18 protein-coding genes are annotated in these 20,627 nt (G+C 47.9%); 17 read left to right on the plus strand and 1 reads right to left on the minus strand.

Annotated features, from left to right (window positions below):
• Nucleotides 1-370: 370 nt before the first annotated feature.
• The gene (queG, locus tag GEV47_RS14230; protein WP_153235408.1) at nt 371-1,513 is read right to left on the minus strand and encodes a tRNA epoxyqueuosine(34) reductase QueG; all 1,143 of its coding nucleotides are present in this window, start codon (nt 1,511-1,513) and stop codon (nt 371-373) included.
• Nucleotides 1,514-1,769: 256 nt separating this feature from the next.
• Between queG and tsaE the strand changes: the two genes are divergently transcribed.
• The 17 genes from tsaE (at nt 1,770) to GEV47_RS14315 (ending at nt 20,617) form a co-directional block, all read left to right on the plus strand.
• Entirely contained in the window at nt 1,770-2,255 is a 486-nt protein-coding gene (gene tsaE / locus GEV47_RS14235; RefSeq protein WP_153235409.1) for a tRNA (adenosine(37)-N6)-threonylcarbamoyltransferase complex ATPase subunit type 1 TsaE, read from the plus strand.
• Nucleotides 2,219-3,586, plus strand: a complete 1,368-nt coding sequence (locus GEV47_RS14240; RefSeq protein ID WP_153235410.1) for an N-acetylmuramoyl-L-alanine amidase — start codon at nt 2,219-2,221, stop codon at nt 3,584-3,586. The genes tsaE and GEV47_RS14240 overlap by 37 nt, the downstream gene beginning before the upstream one ends.
• A 375-nt stretch (nt 3,587-3,961) precedes the next feature.
• Entirely contained in the window at nt 3,962-6,064 is a 2,103-nt protein-coding gene (locus GEV47_RS19730; protein WP_265588510.1) for a DUF3300 domain-containing protein, read from the plus strand.
• Between the two features lie 319 nt (nt 6,065-6,383).
• Nucleotides 6,384-7,181 (plus strand): basic amino acid ABC transporter substrate-binding protein, encoded by a 798-nt coding sequence (locus GEV47_RS14250; RefSeq protein WP_153235411.1) that lies wholly within the window; start codon nt 6,384-6,386, stop codon nt 7,179-7,181.
• Nucleotides 7,182-7,238: 57 nt separating this feature from the next.
• Nucleotides 7,239-8,003: a basic amino acid ABC transporter substrate-binding protein gene (locus GEV47_RS14255; RefSeq protein WP_153235669.1), complete on the plus strand. Its 765-nt coding sequence runs from the start codon at nt 7,239-7,241 to the stop codon at nt 8,001-8,003.
• Nucleotides 8,004-8,080: 77 nt separating this feature from the next.
• Nucleotides 8,081-8,893: a basic amino acid ABC transporter substrate-binding protein gene (locus tag GEV47_RS14260; RefSeq protein ID WP_153235412.1), complete on the plus strand. Its 813-nt coding sequence runs from the start codon at nt 8,081-8,083 to the stop codon at nt 8,891-8,893.
• Between the two features lie 148 nt (nt 8,894-9,041).
• Nucleotides 9,042-9,785, plus strand: a complete 744-nt coding sequence (locus GEV47_RS14265) for an amino acid ABC transporter permease (protein ID WP_153235413.1) — start codon at nt 9,042-9,044, stop codon at nt 9,783-9,785.
• Between the two features lie 216 nt (nt 9,786-10,001).
• Nucleotides 10,002-10,370 (plus strand): hypothetical protein, encoded by a 369-nt coding sequence (locus tag GEV47_RS14270; protein ID WP_153235414.1) that lies wholly within the window; start codon nt 10,002-10,004, stop codon nt 10,368-10,370.
• A gap of 33 nt (nt 10,371-10,403) precedes the next feature.
• Nucleotides 10,404-11,771, plus strand: coding sequence for a tRNA (N6-isopentenyl adenosine(37)-C2)-methylthiotransferase MiaB (gene miaB, locus GEV47_RS14275; RefSeq protein WP_153235415.1), 1,368 nt, complete (start codon nt 10,404-10,406; stop codon nt 11,769-11,771).
• A 70-nt stretch (nt 11,772-11,841) separates the two neighbouring features.
• The gene (locus GEV47_RS14280) at nt 11,842-12,975 is read left to right on the plus strand and encodes a PhoH family protein (protein ID WP_153235416.1); all 1,134 of its coding nucleotides are present in this window, start codon (nt 11,842-11,844) and stop codon (nt 12,973-12,975) included.
• Complete coding sequence (gene ybeY, locus GEV47_RS14285; RefSeq protein ID WP_153235417.1) at nt 12,959-13,420, plus strand: rRNA maturation RNase YbeY; 462 nt, start codon at nt 12,959-12,961, stop codon at nt 13,418-13,420. Before GEV47_RS14280 ends, ybeY begins: the two co-directional genes overlap by 17 nt.
• Nucleotides 13,421-13,521: 101 nt before the next feature.
• Nucleotides 13,522-14,406: an HlyC/CorC family transporter gene (locus tag GEV47_RS14290; RefSeq protein ID WP_153235418.1), complete on the plus strand. Its 885-nt coding sequence runs from the start codon at nt 13,522-13,524 to the stop codon at nt 14,404-14,406.
• 74 nt (nt 14,407-14,480) lie between these two features.
• Nucleotides 14,481-16,055: an apolipoprotein N-acyltransferase gene (gene lnt, locus GEV47_RS14295; protein WP_153235419.1), complete on the plus strand. Its 1,575-nt coding sequence runs from the start codon at nt 14,481-14,483 to the stop codon at nt 16,053-16,055.
• Between the two features lie 103 nt (nt 16,056-16,158).
• Entirely contained in the window at nt 16,159-17,145 is a 987-nt protein-coding gene (glyQ, locus tag GEV47_RS14300) for a glycine--tRNA ligase subunit alpha (protein ID WP_153235420.1), read from the plus strand.
• The gene (gene glyS / locus GEV47_RS14305) at nt 17,142-19,253 is read left to right on the plus strand and encodes a glycine--tRNA ligase subunit beta (RefSeq protein ID WP_153235421.1); all 2,112 of its coding nucleotides are present in this window, start codon (nt 17,142-17,144) and stop codon (nt 19,251-19,253) included. Before glyQ ends, glyS begins: the two co-directional genes overlap by 4 nt.
• A 23-nt stretch (nt 19,254-19,276) precedes the next feature.
• A complete protein-coding gene (gmhB, locus tag GEV47_RS14310) occupies nt 19,277-19,858 on the plus strand; it encodes a D-glycero-beta-D-manno-heptose 1,7-bisphosphate 7-phosphatase (protein WP_153235422.1) in 582 nt (193 codons plus the stop codon).
• Nucleotides 19,859-19,879: 21 nt separating this feature from the next.
• Entirely contained in the window at nt 19,880-20,617 is a 738-nt protein-coding gene (locus tag GEV47_RS14315; protein ID WP_153235423.1) for a lysophospholipid acyltransferase family protein, read from the plus strand.
• Nucleotides 20,618-20,627 lie beyond the last annotated feature (10 nt).

A 20,627-nucleotide genomic window follows, 5' to 3' on the forward strand; every position in this document is an offset into this window, starting at 1 on the left:
TCAATACCGTTATTATGCACCACCACCTTTAAACCTGATTCAGCGCTTTTGGCGATCCTTCCACCAGCATACTGAGAAATAAAATCTGTAACAAAGTTATAGTTAATTCACTCATAAGCAAATAACATTCTTTGCTGGAGTGGAACTTTAACAGGTGTTAAGCAAAATTAACAAATCATTTTAATGAATCAATTACGTAATTTTGCATAGTTTTCATCTAAAACCACACTATTGATATGGGCTCATTTTTATTTGGCAATTTCTGCTCAATCTGATAAGTAATTGTTACCCATGAGTCAAATATCCGCCTAATCTTGCCTCACTAGGAAAGTGATAACAATGCAATATTTTTTCAGAAGATAACAAATACTTAAATGCCATGCTTAACTTTGTGCTGGCGTAGCGCCCAATCCACATGCTCTCGCACTAATTCTGAAGGATCATCTGCACGTGCCTGCAGCGCTGAAATAATCTCGGCCTGCGTCGAACCGTACTTGCCTGCCGCATTCCCTAAACCCACTGCAATATTACGCAACCATCGCTGATGGCCGATACGGCGAATAGGACTGCCTTGCAGACGCAGGTTAAATTGCGCTTCGCTCCAACTAAACAATTCAACCAAGGTGGCACTATCTAAACCGTTACGCACATCAAAGTCATCAATCGTGGAGGATTGCGCGAATTTGTTCCACGGGCAAAACAACTGACAATCATCACAACCATAAACACGATTACCGATTAATGGTCGTAATTCCAAGGGAATACTCCCCTTGAGCTCTATTGTCAAATAAGAAATACAACGCCGTGCATCCAAAGTGTAAGGAGCGATGATGGCCTGTGTCGGGCAAACGGTGATGCATGCGTGGCACTGTCCGCAATGGGAACTGGTCGCAGCATCGACGGGCAACGGAATATCAACCAGAATTTCACCAAGAAAAAATAGCGAGCCTGCCTCGCGGCTAAGAAGCAAAGTGTGCTTGCCACGCCAACCCAAACCTGCTTTTTGCGCTAACGCGACTTCTTTCACTGGAGCAGAATCAGTAAAAACACGATAACCAAACTCCCCAATTTCTGCCGTAATACGATCAGCCAATTGCTGCAGTCGTGCACGCAGCACCTTATGATAATCACGGCCGCGCGCATAAATTGAAATCGTAGCGGTGCCAGCGGCGTTGGGGCTCAAACGTGATAACTCTCTTTGCTTCCAGTCGCCGCCATGATCCTGGTTGCTGTCACTGTCGTTGCAGCTGCGGGGCAAATAATTCATGCGTACACTGATCACGCGTATCGTTCCGGGTACTAATTCGGCAGGTCGCATGCGCTTCTTGCCGTGCGCTGCCATATAATCCATCTCACCGTGATAACCATGCGCTAACCAATCTTCAAAATCGGCTTCCTGTTCTGACAGATCAACATCTGTTATGCCCACATCGGCAAAGCCAAGCTCCCGCCCCCACGCCTTGATGGTGGTTGCTAGTTCGGCGAGATTATCGGGGGTGTATGGTGACAGCATGAAAATAGTGTAATAAGAGAATAGATGGGGCTGACGCAAAACAGAGCTCGGTATTGCATTTCTTACGCAAAAAAGATGAGTGCCGAAACGAAAATAATTAAGCGCATTGGTGAAAATCGACCGAACTTTGTCGTCAATACCGACGCCACGAGATCGTGAGCGAAAAATGTAATACCTTGCCCTGTTTTACGTAAGTCCTAGTAAACTCGATGCAATTTTGCGTAAGTCCTAAAACTTCAGAGGATTATTTTACTTTATGCAGGACCATACATTTCATTTACATGACGAAGCAGGCACAGCAGCATTGGGTGCTGCATTGGCGCGCGCCTTGCTACCTGGCCTGGCGATTTATTTGCATGGCGACCTTGGTGCCGGAAAAACTGCGCTCACCCGTGCTTTATTGCACGCAGCCGGGCATAACGGTCACGTGAAAAGCCCTACTTATACATTAGCGGAACCTTATGCCATCAAACTACATCAACAGACAGTCGAAGTGATTCACTTCGACTTGTATCGCATGGTGAGTCCGGACGAATTTTTGGAGGCGGGCTTCCGCGAATATTTCAATGAAAACGCTATTTGCATCGTTGAATGGCCAGAAAAAGCAACAGATGTCTTACCAAAAGCCGATATTAATGTGTTTTTGAGTGTTTCCGGCAATGGCCGTGATGTAAAATTACAAGCAACATCTGACAAGGGCAATCAATGTCTGGACCGACTGAAATTTGTACCAAACCTGTAAAATCAAAATCCCGCCGCACTGTATTGAAGGCTGGCGGTACGCTTATCATCTCCGTCATGGCTGCAACTCTGCCGACATTCGCCAGAGCAGCACAAATTCTCGCAGTGCGCGTATGGCCAGCAGCAGACTATACACGCGTCACACTAGAAAATGATTCTGACCTTAAGGTCTCGCATTTTTTGGTCAAAAACCCTGACCGAATGGTCGTTGATATTGAAGGTATTGAGCTAAATCCGGCGCTGAAAGAATTAGTCGCCAAAATTCAGTCCAATGATCCTTACATCAAACAAGTACGGGTCGGCCAAAATTTACCCAATGTGGTGCGCCTGGTATTTGATCTGAAAGAAGAGGTTAAACCGCAAGTATTTACATTGGAACCGGTAGGAAATTACAAATACCGCCTGGTGTTCGATCTGTATCCATTGAATCCGCCAGACCCGATTGCGGCGATGATACAAGATGGGAATTGGAGCAAGAGTTTGCCAGAAGATGGTGGCATCATTTCTCCGCCATCAACACCCCCCATGGCAACTGCGGAGACCAGGCAAGAACCACCGCTTGCTCAGCTAGAACAAAAGCCAGATAGCAAATCTGGACGACAGCCTGCACAACCGGCAATGAATCGCATGATCACAATCGCTCTTGATCCCGGTCATGGCGGCGAAGATCCTGGTGCGACCGGAAGCGCGGGTAATCGCGAAAAAGACGTCGTGCTATCGATCGCCAAGCGCCTCAAAGCCAAAATGGAAAAGCAGCCAAATATGCGCGTGATGATGACGCGCGATGCGGATTTCTTCGTTCCTCTCGGCATGCGTGTGCAAAAGGCACGGGCTGTGCAAGCAGATTTGTTTGTATCGATCCATGCTGATGCTTTTGTCACACCCACCGCACGTGGTTCGTCAGTATTCGCGCTTTCTGAAAAAGGTGCTAGCTCTACAGCCGCGCGTTGGTTGGCGAAGAATGAAAACGATGCCGACTTAATCGGTGGCGTCAATATCAAAAGTCACGACAAACAACTCGCCAGTGTCTTGATGGATCTGTCGACCACGGCACAAATTAGTGACAGTATTAAACTGGCCAACGCGGTTCTGGGTGAAATTGGCGGGATTAATAAGTTACATAAAGGCGCTGTCGAACAAGCTGGATTTGCGGTATTAAAAGCACCGGATATCCCCAGCATTTTGATTGAAACCGCTTTCATTTCTAACCCAGAGGAAGAAGCGCGTCTTACCGATAACGCCTATCAAGACAAAATGGCCGATGCTATTTTGACCGGCATCAAAAAATATTTTTCACATAATCCGCCATTATCGAAAAATCGTATTGCTTAGTGAATTGCGCCAAATACAACTGACAAGCGCCAATAAAAACACAGCGACCAAGCAATCTGGTCGCTGTGTTTTTTAATAAATTAACATCGAAATAGCGCTCCCCGAAATAGCACCGAATTACGCTGATCATCGGCATAGATACGCGATAATCCTACACTGCCCGACTACAGTACTTAACAAGCACGCAATAACTACGCAGATTGTTCACAACGCTGTCCTCCTATCCCCATTTAGAAACGTTACAACACATACGCGCATAATCTGTGAGATGTGCAAATGTTTGTAACGCACTGTTTCGATTGCCGTAGTACATGCTAACTTGTTACCGTCAAGAATGTATTTACGCGATTAAATACGACCACCTGGGAGCCAAAAATGATTAAGAATAAAAAAAACCTGCCACTTTTATTGAGTGTTCTGTTGGGCGTAGCGATGCTGCCATTAGCTGGCTGCGATAAAACAAAAACACCCGAACCGTCGACCGCATCGTCGCCAGACGCATCTGCTAATTCTGCAGCTCCTGGTGCCGTCGCTTACACGCCGCCGACTGCCGATCAGTTATACCAAATGGTTGGCCCTATCGCATTGTTCCCGGATAAGTTGATCGCACAAGTCTTGGCGGGTGCAACTTATCCCGATCAAATTACAGCGGCGGATAATTGGTTAGCACAAAACAAGAATCTCACAGGCGCAGCGTTACAAGATGCTGTAAATCAGCAACCGTGGGACGCCAGCGTAAAAGGATTGACACAATTTCCTGATGTGTTGGATCAGATGGCCAAGAACATTGCCTGGACATCGGCATTAGGTGACGCTTATGTGAACGACCCGACCGACGTTATGAACGCAATTCAGGTGATGCGACAACGCGCGGCCAAAAGCGGCAATCTGAAAAATTCCAAACATCAAAAAATCATCATCAAACCGCAATCATCTCCGACAATTGCTTCCAACGGGCAGAGCTATACCATTAATGGGGGGGATGCTGGCGCACCTCCACCGTCCAGCTATGTGCAATTGCCAGGCGAACCTCCCGTTTATGATGGCCCTGAAGTCGTTCCTCCTCCGCCAGACTTGATTACGATTGAGCCTAGCGAACCGGATGTCGTCTACGTCCCCGTCTACAATCCAGAGGTCGTATATGGTGAACCGTTACCGGTATATCCCGGTTATGAATATGCTCCGGCTTACAGTACCGGGGAAATTGTCACTGCCGGTGCGATTGCATTTGGTACCGGCGTTTTGGTTGGCGCAGTCATCAGCGACCATAATTGGGGCTGGAATTCATGGGGTGTACGCTGGGGAGGACGTGGAGATTGGCATGATGGCGACCGTGGCCGGGATCGTCCTGATGGCAACGGCGGCGGTTGGTATCGTCCTGCGGTGGTTCACAACAACAATACTTATGTGTCGAACTCAACTACGATTGTTAACCGCTATACAAACAACGTAAATAACAACTACAACAATAACAACTACACCAATAACAACGTCAACATTCAAAACAACACAACGAACCAACGCTTTGCGCCAAACGAAAATAACAACGGTGGCAATCATGGTTTAGCTGCTGCTGGCATCGCAGCAGGCGTCGTCGGTGCTGGCGCGGCAGTTGGTATCGCCAACAGAATGAATAATGGGCGACCAAACGGCATGCAGCAAAATGGTGCTCCGGCTTCCGCTGGCAATATTGCACCCGGCATGCGGCCGCCATCATCCAATGGTAATCAACCTGATTTCAACAATATGAATCGGCCGCACTTTAATGCAAACGGAGCCGGCCCTGCTACGTCTGGTATCACTAACAATGCACCTGCTGCGCCGCATATGCAGTCCAACACGCAGCCCAATTTCAACACAATGAGCAAACCCAATTTTGCGCATATTGCACCAAATAATCCGGCGCTGGGAAATAATCCGGTCAACAACAATCAAACACGCCCAAACCAAACAGCAACGCCTGGTTTCGGCGTGCCCCATCAGGCTCAAACCCAAAACAGACCATTTGGCGGACAACAAAATGGCCAACAACCTGGGCAAGTAGCGCCAAATTTCTCACGTCCTAACCAACCGCAAGAAAATGCGTTCCGCCCTCATGCGCCAGCAGCGCAAGTGTTGCCACCCGCACCAATGCGACCAAACCCTGCTCAACAGCCTGAGAGCTTTGCACCTCATCGCGCCAATGAAGGATCACAAGCGCCTGACTATGTTCGCCAAAATCAGAATCAGTACACGCGTCAACAACCTCCAGAAGCGGCAAGACCGTCACCAGCACCGATGAATATCAGTCGGCCCGAGCCGCGCCCACCGGCTCCTGAAATACAAGCGCCGCACCCGGCACCGGCTCCAGTAATGCAAGCTCCGCGCCCTGCCCCGGCTCCGATGATGCAGGCTCCACGTCCAGCACCGGCACCGGCACCGCATCCTGCGCCACAACAAAATCATCCCGATAAGCGAGATGATAAGAAACATGAGTAAGAATGCAGGCGGGGAAACTTGTTTCTCATATAGTTATTTATAAAACTAATTGCCATCGGTAAAAAACGGCACACATTCAACTTGAATGTGTGCTGTTTTTTTATGCCTGCAAACGGTATGTCGCCGATTATTTCAAACAAATAAAATTCCCTCGGGAAATTATATTTATCAAAAAAATATGTCATCCGACCGATAGATGATTCCAGGAAACGGTTTTGATATAAACATATGATGTTTTCGATAATTAGCTCCTATCTTGATGAAAAGCCCCATTAAAATAATGGGTTATCCGCGCGCAGCGGTTTCAAAAGGAATGTCGATGAAAAATGTGTCAAAAATGCAGCTATGCATAGCCTCTACGGTTTTTGCTGCGGTATGTTTATTAACCGCGTGCGGCAAACAAGAGCCGAAAACTGCCACCGCGCCAAGCCAAACCGAATATCTGGTCGGCGCAGAAGCAACCTTCGCGCCGTTTGAATTTCAGAACGAGCAAAAAGAGATAGAAGGTTTTGACGTCGACATCATGCATGCCATCGCAGACAAAGGTGGTTTCAAGGTCAAATTCGTCAATACCCCGTTCGAAGGAATTTTCAACTTCCTGGCACAAGGCGACCGCGACCTGGTTGCCTCAGCCGTCACCATCACCGACGAACGTAAACAAACCGTTGATTTTTCCGATCCTTATTTTGAATCCACACAATACATCGTGGTACCAAAAGATTCTAAAGTTACCAAATTTACGGACTTGAAAACGCTCACTGTCGGCGTGCAAAGCGCCACTACCGGTGATGAAGCTGTGCAAAAATTACTGGGCAAAAGCAATCCAAAAATCAAACGCATGGATTCTGCAATGATGACCTTGAAAGAACTCGAAGGAGGCGGCGTTGATGCAGTAGTACTGGATACCGGCTTGGTCAACAACTACATCAAGAATAATTCCGCAGAGGGATTCCGTGCGATTACAGATCCTGATTTTCCGAAAGAGTATTACGGTATCGCCGTCAAAAAAGGAAATACTGCGTTGCTGGAAAAAGTGAATAAAGGTTTGGCTGCCATCAAAGCAGATGGAACTTATCAGACCATTTACCAAAAGTATTTTGGCAATGCTACGAAGTAATTCTTTATAAAATTTTTAAGCTGAAAGCTCCTCGTGAAAATTAATAACTTAGCGATTATGGCCTTGGTCTGTGTAGCCTTGGCTGCATGCGGCAAGAACGGATCAAAGCCGGCACCTAGCGCCAACAGCGCACAAACAGAATATGTGGTCGGTACCGATGCGGCTTATGCGCCATTTTCGTCGATGAATGAACAGAAAGAAGCCGTTGGCTATGAAATCGACATAATCAATGCCGTTGCCGATCATGCTGGCATCAAAGTCAAAATTGTGAATACACCATTTGATGGCATCTTTAATGCGCTCAATCAAGGTGATCGCGACATTCTTATCTCCAGTATCACCATCACCGACCTGCGGAAACAAACCGTTGATTTTACCGAGCCTTATTTCGAAGCCAACCAGCTGATTGCAGTACCGAACGATTCCAAAGTCGAAAGTTTTGCCGATCTGAAAAACTTGAAAATCGGCGTACAAAGTGCCACCACCGGCGATGAGTTATCACAAAAATTGGTAGGCAAAAACAGCCCTAACGTCAAGCGCTTCGAATCCATGCCATTGGCATTTCAAGAACTCGATGGTGGCGGTGTTGATGCGGTGGTCGGTGACAATGGCGTAGTAGTGAACTACACCAGGAATAACGGTAACAAAAATTTTAAAATCATCAGCGATCCGTCGTTCCCAAAAGAGTATTACGGTATCGCGGTCAAAAAAGGAAATACTGAATTACTGGCGAAGCTCAACAAGGGTTTAGCTGATATCAAAGCTGATGGTACGGCTGATAAAATTTATGCGAAATATTTTTCAGATGTATCGAACAAGTAAGATCGAATAAGTAGGATAAGTTATTCCCTCCCCGTTTTTCGGGCGAGGAAATAAACAAGCGTTTTTTAAGGACACCCATGAAGCACATTCTCCGTCGTTACCTTCCCGTCTGCATCGCCGCACTCGCACTAATCACGTTAGCCGCTTGTAATAAACAAGATGCGAAACCAGCAGCTGATGCTAGCGCAACCGCAGAGAAACATGCGGCTTATCTGGTCGGTGTGGAATCTGCTTACGCGCCGTTTTCAGCAGAAAATGAAAATAAAGAAGTGGTTGGTTTTGATATCGATGTTATGAAAGCCATCGCCAACAAGATCGGCATTGATGTGAAATTCATTCCGACACCGTTTGAAGGTTTTTTCAATTTTCTGGCGCAAGGCGATCGTGATTTGTTGATTTCAGCTATCACCATCACGGACGAACGCAAACAGACTGTTGATTTTTCCGAGCCCTATTTTGAAGCCAGTCAATTGATCGCCGTGCCTGCTGACGACACCAAGATACAGAAACTTGATGATCTGAAAAATATGAAAATTGCGGTGCAAAGCGCAACTACGGGCGATGAGGTCATACAAAATTTAGTCGGCAAAAACAATCCTAACATTAAGCGCTTCGACTCAACGCCATTGGCATTGAAAGAACTGGAAGCGGGTGGTGTGGAGGCAGTGGTAGCTGATGATGCCGTCGTCAAAAATTACATCACCAACAATCCGTCAGCGCGCCTGCGAGTGGTATCCGATGCCGGCTTTCCAAAAGAGTATTACGGCATCGCTGTACGCAAAGGCAATACTGAGTTACTCACACAAATCAACAAAGGCCTGGACGAAATCAAAGCCGATGGGACTTTCGCGAAAATCAGTGAGAAGTATTTTGGCGCAGCAAACAAATAATAAACAGACAACAAAATCAGCCTCCGATTTTCCGGCAAAGCCTGAGTGCTGTATAATTTTCACCTAACTTTTATGCGCTGAAATGCGTAACTCATTGCGAGTTACGCTTTTTTTATTCATCCGCCGCACTCTTTTCCTCATAAAAAATATGGATTTTCGCTGGGATATCATCCAAGGTTACGCCCCCTTATTCGTCAAGGGTTTCTTCATGACCGTAGAAGTGGCTGTAATCAGCATCATTCTTGGCACGATACTCGGCCTGTTTCTGGGCATGCTGCGTGTAGCCGAGGTAAAACATGGTCCATGGAAATGGCCATTTTTTGTGGTCAAAACACTCGCTAGTTTCTATGTCGCATTTTTCCGTGGCACACCGCTGTTTGTCCAAATTCTGTTGATTCACTTCGCGGTCATGCCAGTGTTGATTCATCAGGATCATGGCTTGCTCATTTCCGGCGATTTAGCGCGCACTATCAAACAAGATTACGGCGCGTTTATTTCCGGTATCGTTGCACTGTCATTAAATGCCGGTGCATATATTTCAGAAATTTTCCGCGCAGGTATTCAATCGATTGATCGCGGCCAAACCAATGCTGCATTGAGTCTGGGGATGGGTTATCGCTCCACCATGCGCTATGTCGTATTGCCTCAAGCATTTCGCCGTATGTTGCCACCGCTGGGGAATGAGGCAATTACTTTGCTCAAAGACTCATCGCTGGTATCCGCTATCGGCTTGGCAGAACTGGCCTACGCCGCACGTACTGTGGCGGGTGCTTATTCGCGTTATTGGGAACCGTACATCACCATCTCCGTGGTGTATTTCACGATGACGATTTGCCTGGCAACGCTGGTATCGCGCTTGGAGAAAAAATATAGTGCGCCGGGACGGCATTGATTTTTGCATTAATTCTCACATTGGCAACACAACTAAAAACGGGCGCATATGCGTCCGTTTTTAGTTTATGAACATCGCACATCACAATTAATTGCATTTATAGCAAATGAATTGCATCATCACCGCGCTCATGTCCAGCATCATCAAATGTTATAATCCGCCCCCACTAACGCACTCTGCTGCGACCTGATTTTTCATCAACAACTTTGGAGTTTTATGCGAACGACATGGCGAGCACCACGCTCAATGATGGCTTTACTCTTGTTTGGGTTGACAGCGGCGTTAGCTTTGACGAGTTTTTCTGCCGCCGCGATGGAACGTACTTTCCCTGCCACGACACAACGTGGAACGATGGTGATAGTGGCGTACCCTGCGATTACGATAAACGGTCAGAATTTGCGCCTGTCGCCTGGTTCGCGCATTTGGAATCAACAGAATTTAACGCAAGTTCCATCGACGTTTGTAAACAGTAGTTATAAGGTTAACTACACGCTCAATTTTCAGGGTGACGTCGATCGCGTCTGGATTTTGACCCGAGAAGAATCCGGCACTTCAGTGGAAAAGCAGCGTAGTAATCTCAAGTAGTATTAGAAAATAGAAAAATTGTTAGAAAAGCAGATGGCTAAAACAGCACCAGCAGCACCAAAGAAAGTCTTCGTCAAAACCTTCGGTTGTCAGATGAATGAATATGATTCTGACAAGATGGTCGACGTATTAAACGCGTCCGAAGGTATGATCAAAACTGATCGCATGGAGGATGCTGATGTGGTGCTGCTCAATACCTGTTCAGTTCGCGAAAAGGCGCAAGAAAAGGTATTTTCTGATCTTGGTCGTATCCGTGAATTGAAGTTCCAAAATCCCGATTTGATCATTGGCGTCGGCGGTTGCGTGGCATCACAGGAAGGTGCCACCATCGTCAAGCGTGCGCCGTATGTCGACATGGTATTCGGCCCGCAAACGCTGCACCGCTTGCCGGAAATGTTGAAGCAGCGTCGCATGACCGGCAATTCACAAATCGACATCAGCTTTCCCGAAATCGAAAAATTCGATCACATGCCACCGGCCAAAGTCGACGGTGCGACGGCGTTTGTCTCCATCATGGAAGGCTGCAGCAAATATTGCAGTTATTGTGTTGTCCCCTATACCCGCGGCGAAGAAGTCTCGCGCCGCTTTGAAGATGTGTTGACCGAAGTCGCTGGGTTGGCAGAACAAGGCGTCAAAGAAATCAGCTTGCTGGGCCAAAACGTCAACGCTTTCCGTGGCTTGATGGCGGATGGCGAAATTGCCGACTTTGCTCTGTTGATCGAATATATCGCAGAAATTCCTGGCATAGAACGCATACGCTTTATTACCAGCCACCCAAAAGAATTTACGCAGCGCCTGATCGATACTTACGCAAAGGTGCCTAAGCTGGTCGATCATTTATACCTGCCGGCTCAGCATGGCTCCGACAAAATTCTGGCGGCGATGAAGCGTGGTTATACCGTACTCGAATATAAATCCGTGATCCGTCGTTTGCGGAAAGTACGTCCGAATATTTGCATCTCCAGCGATTTTATTGTCGGCTTCCCGGGCGAGACAGACGAGGACTTTGACGCGCTGATGAAACTAATTCATGAAATTGGTTATGACAACAGCTTCAGCTTCATTTTCAGCCCGCGCCCCGGCACGCCAGCGGCGAATCTGGAAGATGACACCCCGGAAGATGTCAAACTCAAACGTCTGCAACATCTGCAAGCAGTGATTAAAGAAAATACGATCAAGATCAGTGCAGAAATGGTTGGTACGGTACAAAGAATTCTGGTCGAAGGCCCAACCAAAAAAGATCCTGACGAATTGCAAGGTCGGACTGAAAATAATCGCGTAGTCAATTTTGATGGCGGACCGAATGGTACGCGTTTGATCGGGCAATTGATCGATGTCAATATCACCGAAACATTTAAATATACGTTGCGTGGTGAAATGATCATTAGTGATAAGAACTAGAAACTGAATCAGGTGGTGACAAAATACCGTTATCACTCTACTCATTCATCGACTCACATTCATAAAACACTTGAAAACCAAAACCCCTACTCAGCCACACTACTTTACCCCACAACCGATCGACAACACACGATTGGCACATTTGTGCGGGCCGCTGGATGAAAATCTGCGACAAATTTCTGCGGCGCTCGACGTAACGCTATTTCGTCGTGGCGAAAAATTCATCGCTACTGGCGATAATGCAGAACACGCTATCAAAATACTGGAACAGTTTTATCCCATCGCGAACAAAGAGATTTCAGTAGATGAAATCCAGTTGGCATTGGTTGAGCAACGCGTTGGCCAAACTCCGCAGTCCCATAAAACTGCTGGCACTCGCGCCCAAAATGAAACCGAACTTGACGTTACGCGCACCGATATCGAAAGTCCTGTACTCAAAACACGCCGTACTGATTTGCGTGGCCGTACACCGCACCAAAGTGCTTACATCCGCGCTATTCTGGAACATGATGTCACGCTCGGCATCGGGCCAGCAGGCACTGGAAAAACTTATCTGGCGGTAGCTTGTGCGGTTGATGCGTTAGAACGTGATGCGGTCAAACGCATAGTCTTGACACGTCCGGCGGTCGAAGCCGGCGAACGACTGGGCTTTTTGCCCGGCGATCTGGCGCAAAAAGTCGATCCCTACTTACGCCCGTTATACGATGCACTTTATGATTTGCTAGGTTTCGACCGCACGCAAAAAATGTTTGAAAAACAGATGATCGAAATTGCTCCGCTGGCGTATATGCGCGGACGCACGCTGAATCACGCGTTCATTATTCTGGATGAAGCGCAAAATACCACGCCTGAACAGATGAAAATGTTTTTAACCCGCATCGGTTTTGGCAGCAAAGCCGTGGTTACCGGTGACGTCACACAAATTGACTTGCAGCGCGGGCAAAAAAGCGGTTTGATCGACGCCATGAATGTCATGAAAGATGTGCGCGGCATTGCCTTCACGCGCTTCAACAGCACGGATGTAGTGCGTCATCCATTAGTGGCGCGCATCGTCGATGCCTATGAGGCGGCAGCAGAAGCAGCGCCAGTTGCTTCAACCCATGGTGTCATCGAAACCACCTCGGCAAAATCAGTTAAGCCAGTCGTACCAACTGAAACCGGCATCACAAAACGCGCTCGGAGCCGCAATGTCGCAAAAAAATAAACTTTCTTTATCGGTGCAATATCCTGATCCACGTTTAAAGGATCTCGTCACACGCCCGTTGATTCGTCGCTGGGTACAGGCTGCATTATTAGCACCAGCCGAACTCACAATTCGTTTTGTTGATGCGCAAGAAGGTCAGGTACTGAATCGTGACTATCGCGAAAAAGATTATGCCACTAACGTACTGACGTTTGCTTATACCGAAGACGAAGACGCGGAAACGACACAAGCCGATATCATTTTATGCACCGACGTACTACAACGCGAAGCGGCCGAACAAGATAAATCTGTGATTGAACATGCCGCGCATTTGATTGTGCATGGCGTGCTGCATGCGCAAGGTTATGATCATGAGAATGATGAAGAAGCTAACGAAATGGAAACATTAGAAATTGAAATGTTAGCTGATTTGGGTTTTGCCAATCCTTACAAAGAACAGAATTAATGTGATTTAAATAACAATTTAAATGCATTTCATCGTCCTTTCACATATTTGTTGTATCCTATTGCCGTCTCAACTACTCCGAACCTACGGCTTACGCCCCCATGCCAGAGCACTCTAGTAGCGTCAAATCATTTGACGCTAAACCCCACAGGTCATTGTTTGAACGCTTGACCGCCCTCATTTCCCCCGAACCTGAAAATCGTGCCGAGCTGCTCGACGTCTTGCAAGATGCGCATGAGCGCAATCTGATAGATGCCGACGCATTGTCGATGATTGAAGGTGTGTTTCAAGTCTCCGATCTGTCTGCGCGCGACATCATGGTGCCGCGTTCACAAATGGATGTGATCGATATCACCAAGCCGATTGAAGAATGGATGCCGGAAGTACTATCAACCGCGCACTCACGCTTCCCTGCGATTGAAGGTGAGCGTGACAAAGTCATCGGGGTGTTGTTAGCCAAAGATTTGCTGCGCTATTACGCCGAAGACTCCTTCGATGTGCGCGACATGCTGCGCCCTGCGGTCTTTATCCCTGAGTCCAAACGCCTTAATGTTTTGCTGCGCGATTTCCGCGCCAATCGCAATCACATGGCCATTGTGGTTGATGAGTACGGCGGTGTTGCTGGCTTGATCACGATTGAAGACGTGCTGGAGCAAATTGTCGGCGATATCGAAGATGAATACGATTTCGATGAAGAAGAAGATAATATTCTGGCAATCGAAGCCGGTGCTCATGGTGCCCGTTGGCGCATCAAAGGCTTGACGGAGATTGAGCAGTTTAATGAGATGCTCGGCACCGATTTTTCTGATGAAGACGTCGATACCATAGGTGGCCTGGTGGCCAATCACTTAAGCCGGGTACCGCGCAAAGGCGATGCCTTCAACATCAAAAACTTCCATTTTGAAGTGCAACGAGCTGATCCCCGGCAGGTGCATGTGTTGCTGGTAGAAAAATTGCCAGAAGTGCAATCTGTAGAAGAAGCTTAAAAAAACATCCGTACTCTTTGCGGTTTCCCCCTTCTCTCGTCAGCGAGAGAAGGATTTAAAAATTTCTACATCCCATGATGGCTCGCCACAGCATATTTTCCGCCCCTCTCAAACTTTCCCTGTTATTGCCACTGATAGCACTCATCGGCGCCACCAACGCCTTCGCTTTCGCACCGTTTGGCTTATGGCCGATTCAAATACTGACTCTTGCATGTCTGGTTTGGCTGCTAATCCGCATAGACTCCGCTAAACGCGGTGCACTACTCGGCTGGGCGTATGGCTTCGGTTGGGCAATGGGTGGCATACATTGGCTATATATCAGCCTGCACGACTATGGTGGCATGCCAGCCTGGATAACCATCTGCGCAATCAGCTTGATGGCTCTGGCGGTTGGTTTATACGCTAGCCTGGCTGCCGCATTGACGGTCTGGTTAAGGCAGCGCTGGTCAGCATCCCCTACGCTGCTGACATTGCTGATTTTCCCTGCGGTATGGGGACTGAGTGAATGGCTGCGTGGCTGGCTGTTGACGGGATTTCCATGGCTAATTTCCGGCTATGCGCATACGGCCAGTCCATTAGCCGGTTTTGCTCCACTGCTTGGTGTGTATGGCGTTGGCACCATTTCCGCCTTCATTGCCGGTTGTCTGGTTTTACGCTTCCAGATACAAACTTTACAACGCAAGTTACCGACGGTTATTGCGGTATTGATCTTGTTCGCAGGCGTAGCGCTGCATAAAGTCGAGTGGACTCTCCCTAGCGGCAATGCTATCTCTGTCCGTCTATTGCAAGGCAATGTGCCGCAAGAGACCAAATTCGATCCGGTACATATCAACGACTCGTTGCAGCTATATGCCAACATGATTACCGCGGCTCCCGCCGATCTGATTGCGACACCAGAAAGCGCCGTGCCGTTGTTTCAAACCCAGTTACCACCTGACTACCTGCCTGCGTTAGCATCCTTTGCGCAAAAAAGCGGCAGCACTATTGCGCTGGGCATTCCGCTGGTGAGTCAGCACAATGATGGCATCACCTACACCAACAGCTTGCTTGGAATTTCACCAGCGCCATCACAAACTAACCAAGCCGATTATCGTTACGACAAACAGCATCTGTTGCCATTTGGTGAATTCATCCCATACGGTTTTCGCTGGTTTGTGAATTTGATGAACATCCCGCTCGGTGATTTCAATCGTGGTGCGAAAGTACAGGCGCCGTTCGCTGTCAAAGATCAGTGGGTATTGCCCAATATCTGTTACGAAGATTTGTTCGGGGAAGAAATCGCCGGGCAATTGGGTGATGCGCGTTCAAAAAATCAACCGATGGCAACTCTATTACTCAACATTTCCAATCTCGGCTGGTTCGGCAACACCATCGCCCTACCCCAGCATCTGCAAGTTTCGCAAATGCGGGCGCTGGAAACTGGCCGCCCTATGCTGCGCTCGACCAACACCGGTGCAACTGCAGTGATTGATCCGCACGGCAAGGTTCTGAGCCAATTACCGTTCTTAACGCTTGGCACCCTGACCACTTCGGTACAGGGTTATAGCGGAACGACACCATATATTTTATGGGGTAACTGGATGATGCTTTTATTATCAATATTGATGCTCGTTGCCGGCTGGTGGATCAGCCGTCGAACCCAGCCTTAAGCTCGCTCCCTAAAGACCACTAAAACCCGCTAAAATCGCTGCTTTTAGTGAATCAGAAACTGACCCCGAATTTAACTGACAACTGGTCATAAAGAACACATACATGCTGACATTTCAACAAATCATCCTCAAGCTGCAAGACTATTGGGACGCCCAAGGCTGCGCTTTGCTGCAACCTTACGACATGGAAGTCGGCGCTGGCACTTCGCATACTGCGACTTTTCTCCGCGCCATCGGGCCCGAGCCTTGGCGTGCTGCCTATGTGCAGCCTTCGCGCCGCCCGAAAGATGGTCGTTATGGCAACAACCCAAACCGCTTACAGCATTACTACCAATATCAGGTGGTCTTGAAGCCAGCGCCAGAAAATATTCTTGATCTATACCTCGGCTCGCTTAAAGCGCTAGGCTTGGATTTGCAGCAAAACGATGTGCGCTTTGTTGAAGATGACTGGGAAAATCCAACTCTGGGTGCCTGGGGCCTGGGTTGGGAAGTTTGGCTGAACGGCATGGAAGTGACGCAATTTACCTATTTCCAACAAGTCGGCGGCCTCGATTGCAAACCGGTATTGGGTGAAATCACTTACGGTATCGAACGTTTGGCGATGTATTTGCAAGGCGTCGAAAATGTTTACGATTTGATCTGGACTGAATGGATCGAAAACGGTGTCAAAAAACAATTGAAATACGGCGATGTATTCCATCAAAACGAAGTCGAACAATCGACCTATAACTTTGAATATGCCGACACGGAATTCCTGTTCCCATTGTTTGGCAATTACGAAGCACAAGCCAAAAAACTACTAGAAGTCCCGTTAGCATTGCCAGCTTACGAAATGGTATTGAAAGCCGCGCATACCTTCAATTTGCTCGATGCCCGTGGCGCAATTTCCGTGACTGAACGTGCTGCCTACATGGGACGCATCCGTAATCTGTCCCGCGCAGTGGCACAAGCATATTACGATTCGCGCGCAGTACTCGGCTTTCCGATGTGGGAAATCAACGATAAAAATGCTGCGTTATTGTTAGCAGAATTTGGCGACGAGTACACCAGTACTGTAGAACGCCGTGTACAAAATAGTGAGGCAGTATGAGTCAGACACTTTTAATTGAAATTTTTACCGAAGAACTCCCACCAAAAGCCTTGGAAAAACTGGGCAATGCCTTTGCCAACGGTATATTTAACGGTTTGAAAGCACGTGATTTCCTCGCGCACGATTCCGTCGTCACTACCTACGCCACGCCACGTCGTCTGGCAGTTTCTGTCAGCAAGGTGCGCGATATTTCGTTAGATAAAACGATGCGCGAAAAAGTACTGCCGATTTCTGTCGCCTTGGATAAGGATGGTCAACCGACCGCACCATTAATCAAAAAACTGGCGGCGTTAGCTGCACAGACCGGCGTAACCGTTATCACGCCCGATCAATTAGAACGTGGCGCTGACGGCAAGAACGAAAGCTATTTCTACAATTACACAGCCAAAGGCGCAACGCTGCAATCTGGCCTGCAAATCGTGCTGGAAGAGTCGGTCGCCAAGCTGCCAATTCCTAAGCAAATGAGTTATCAGTGTCAGCATGGCAGCAACGCCGGCGAAACAGTCAAATTCGTGCGCCCTGCGCATCGTTTGGTCGCTTTGCATGGTGATGACGTAGTGCCATTAACTTTACTCGGTCTGGCCGCTGACCGCATCACTGGCGGTCATCGCTTTTTGTCGCATGGCGCTATCACTATCGCAGATGCTGACAGCTATGCCGAGACATTGGCGAGCCAAGGCAAAGTTATCGCCAGTTTCACCCAACGCAAAGAACAAATCCGTAACGCTTTATTGCACACTGCCGACGACGACAAAGTGTTGATGCCGGAGTCATTGTTAGATGAAGTGACTGCGTTGGTGGAATGGCCGGTAGTTTATGCCTGTCATTTTGAAGATGAATTCTTGAGCGTGCCGCAAGAGTGTCTGATCTTGACTATGCAAACCAATCAGAAATATTTTGCATTAACGGATGCTGCCGGTAAATTGCGTTCCCGCTTTTTGATCGTCTCCAATCTGGCAACCGATACACCGCGCCATATTATTGAAGGCAATGAACGCGTTGTGCGCCCTCGCCTTGCCGATGCCAAATTCTTCTTTGAACAAGATCAGAAAAAGACCTTGGAAAGTCGAATTCCTTTACTGGCCAATGTGGTGTATCACAACAAACTTGGTAGTCAATTAGAACGCACGCAACGCGTCAAAAATCTGGCGACGGCGATTGCTGATTTGCTGAAGTGTGATGCAAAACTGGCCGCGCGTGGCGCTGAATTGGCCAAGGCCGATTTGTTGACTGACATGGTCGGCGAATTCCCGGAACTGCAAGGCATCATGGGTACGTATTACGCCCGTCATGATGGCGAGGACAATGAAGTGGCTTTGGCGATTTCAGAACATTATCAACCACGCTTTGCCGGAGATGCATTACCGACGACAAATACCGGCACGGCCGTTGCGTTGGCAGATAAACTGGAAACACTAATCGGCATTTGGGGCATCGGTTTACAGCCAACTGGCGATAAAGATCCGTTCGCATTGCGCCGCCATGCTTTGGGTGTGTTGCGCATGTTATTGGAAAAACGTTTGCCAGTGTCACTGACACAATTGCTAGAAGCCGCCGTACAACAGTTCACCGGCAATCCACATTTCAAAGACCCTAGTGCTGATGTATTGACCTTCATATATGATCGTTTACGCGGCGTTTTGAAAGAACGCGGTTATACACCGAACGAAATCGAAGCCGTTGTAGCCCAACAGCCAGACACTCTCAATAACATCATCGAACGCCTTGATGCGGTGCAAGCTTTTGCTGCCTTGCCAGAAGCCGAAGCTTTGGCCGCTGCCAACAAACGCATTACCAATATTCTGAAAAAGAATGATGTCGTTGAAATTGGCACGGTGCAAAAAGATTTGCTGCAAGACGATGCGGAAATAAATCTGTACGCTGCGATGACAACGATCAAACCACAGGTTGATGCGGCGTTTGCACAAGGTGATTTCGCCAGTGCCTTGAAATCGTTGGCGCAGTTGCGGTCGCAAGTCGACGCCTTCTTCAATGACGTGATGGTAATGGCTGAAGACGAAAAACTACGTAACAACCGTCTGGCCTTGTTATCCAATCTGCATGTGATGCTGAATCAGGTCGCTGACATTTCCAAATTAGCGGCTTAAATAGTAACTACAGGGAATCAAGCATGGGTCAAAATCAAACTACGAAACTCATTATCCTTGATCGTGACGGTGTGATTAATCAGGACTCCGATGCTTTCATCAAATCCCCGGCGGAATGGATTCCGATCAAGGGTTCGCTGGAAGCCATCGCACGCCTGAATCAAGCGGATTATCGCGTCGTGGTGGCGACTAATCAATCGGGGATTGCACGCAGATTTTTTGATATACAAACGCTGAATGCAATTCATCAAAAAATGCATACCGCAGCGCAGTTGGTCGGTGCTGAAATTGATGCTGTTTTCTTTTGTCCGCATGCCGCGGACGATCATTGCGATTGCCGCAAACCGAAACCTGGCATGTTTCACGATATTGCCAAACGCTTTGACGTAAATCTGCGTGCCAGCTCAGCGACAAACTCGGCTATCGGGGTCCCGGTAGTCGGCGATTCGCTACGCGATTTGCAGGCAGGTTTTGTCGCCGGTTGCACACCGTTTCTAGTGTTAACTGGCAAAGGTGAAAAAACTCTGGAAAAAGGCGGCCTGCCACCTGGTACCAAAGTGTTCGCTGATTTGGCTGCTGTGGTCGATTTTTTGTTGAAAAACTGAAGTAAAAATTCTGGAGTTTGCATGTCGCGTTTCATCAATTTTCTACGTTCTTTGGTATTCTTTACCGTCATGACGATTGCCACCGTCATTTGGGCTTTGTTTTGTTTTCTGTTTGCACCACTGCCGTACGCCAAACGCTATTACTGGACTTCGCGCTGGAACGTTTTCATTATCTGGTCCGCCAAGGTGATTTGCGGAATTCATTATCAAGTCAAAGGCGCAGAAAATTTTCCAGATGCCCCTGCGATTGTGCTTTCTAAACACCAATCAGCATGGGAAACGATTTTCCTGTTAATCCTGACACCACGTCCGCTGGTATTTGTTTTCAAAAAATCGCTGACTTACATCCCCTTCTTTGGCTGGGGTATTGCGATGCTGCGCATGATTCCTATTGATCGCAACAAAGGGCGCGATGCATTCGCGCAAGTGGTCACGCAAGGTCGTAAGCGTTTGGCCGATGGTCAATGGATTATCATGTTCCCGGAAGGCACCCGCATTCCAGTGGGTAAAAAGGGAAAGTACAAACATGGCGGTTCACGACTGGCGGTAGAAACCAATTCCGTGGTCGTACCGGTTGCCCACAATGCCGGTGAATGCTGGCCGAAAAATTCATTTATCAAAAAACCAGGCATTATCACTGTCTCAATCGGCAAACCAATTTCGCCAGAAGGATTGACTAGTGAGCAACTGATGGAGAAAGTTGAAACCTGGATAGAATCTGAAATGCGGGTGATTTCCCCGCATGTTTATACGAAATAATAAGTTATCT

It is taken from the genome of Glaciimonas soli, assembly GCF_009497155.1.
GTDB lineage: Bacteria > Pseudomonadota > Gammaproteobacteria > Burkholderiales > Burkholderiaceae_D > Glaciimonas > Glaciimonas soli.

Bases quoted from the DNA above. Each gene is read 5' to 3' on its own strand.
- queG (WP_153235408.1), bottom strand. From the start codon at position 1,513: ATGCTGTCACCATACACCCCCGATAATCTCGCCGAACTAGCAACCACC.
- tsaE (WP_153235409.1), top strand. From the start codon at position 1,770: ATGCAGGACCATACATTTCATTTACATGACGAAGCAGGCACAGCAGCA.
- GEV47_RS14240 (WP_153235410.1), top strand. From the start codon at position 2,219: ATGTCTGGACCGACTGAAATTTGTACCAAACCTGTAAAATCAAAATCC.
- GEV47_RS19730 (WP_265588510.1), top strand. From the start codon at position 3,962: ATGATTAAGAATAAAAAAAACCTGCCACTTTTATTGAGTGTTCTGTTG.
- GEV47_RS14250 (WP_153235411.1), top strand. From the start codon at position 6,384: ATGAAAAATGTGTCAAAAATGCAGCTATGCATAGCCTCTACGGTTTTT.
- GEV47_RS14255 (WP_153235669.1), top strand. From the start codon at position 7,239: ATGGCCTTGGTCTGTGTAGCCTTGGCTGCATGCGGCAAGAACGGATCA.
- GEV47_RS14260 (WP_153235412.1), top strand. From the start codon at position 8,081: ATGAAGCACATTCTCCGTCGTTACCTTCCCGTCTGCATCGCCGCACTC.
- GEV47_RS14265 (WP_153235413.1), top strand. From the start codon at position 9,042: ATGGATTTTCGCTGGGATATCATCCAAGGTTACGCCCCCTTATTCGTC.
- GEV47_RS14270 (WP_153235414.1), top strand. From the start codon at position 10,002: ATGCGAACGACATGGCGAGCACCACGCTCAATGATGGCTTTACTCTTG.
- miaB (WP_153235415.1), top strand. From the start codon at position 10,404: ATGGCTAAAACAGCACCAGCAGCACCAAAGAAAGTCTTCGTCAAAACC.
- ybeY (WP_153235417.1), top strand. From the start codon at position 12,959: ATGTCGCAAAAAAATAAACTTTCTTTATCGGTGCAATATCCTGATCCA.
- GEV47_RS14290 (WP_153235418.1), top strand. From the start codon at position 13,522: ATGCCAGAGCACTCTAGTAGCGTCAAATCATTTGACGCTAAACCCCAC.
- lnt (WP_153235419.1), top strand. From the start codon at position 14,481: ATGATGGCTCGCCACAGCATATTTTCCGCCCCTCTCAAACTTTCCCTG.
- glyQ (WP_153235420.1), top strand. From the start codon at position 16,159: ATGCTGACATTTCAACAAATCATCCTCAAGCTGCAAGACTATTGGGAC.
- glyS (WP_153235421.1), top strand. From the start codon at position 17,142: ATGAGTCAGACACTTTTAATTGAAATTTTTACCGAAGAACTCCCACCA.
- gmhB (WP_153235422.1), top strand. From the start codon at position 19,277: ATGGGTCAAAATCAAACTACGAAACTCATTATCCTTGATCGTGACGGT.
- GEV47_RS14315 (WP_153235423.1), top strand. From the start codon at position 19,880: ATGTCGCGTTTCATCAATTTTCTACGTTCTTTGGTATTCTTTACCGTC.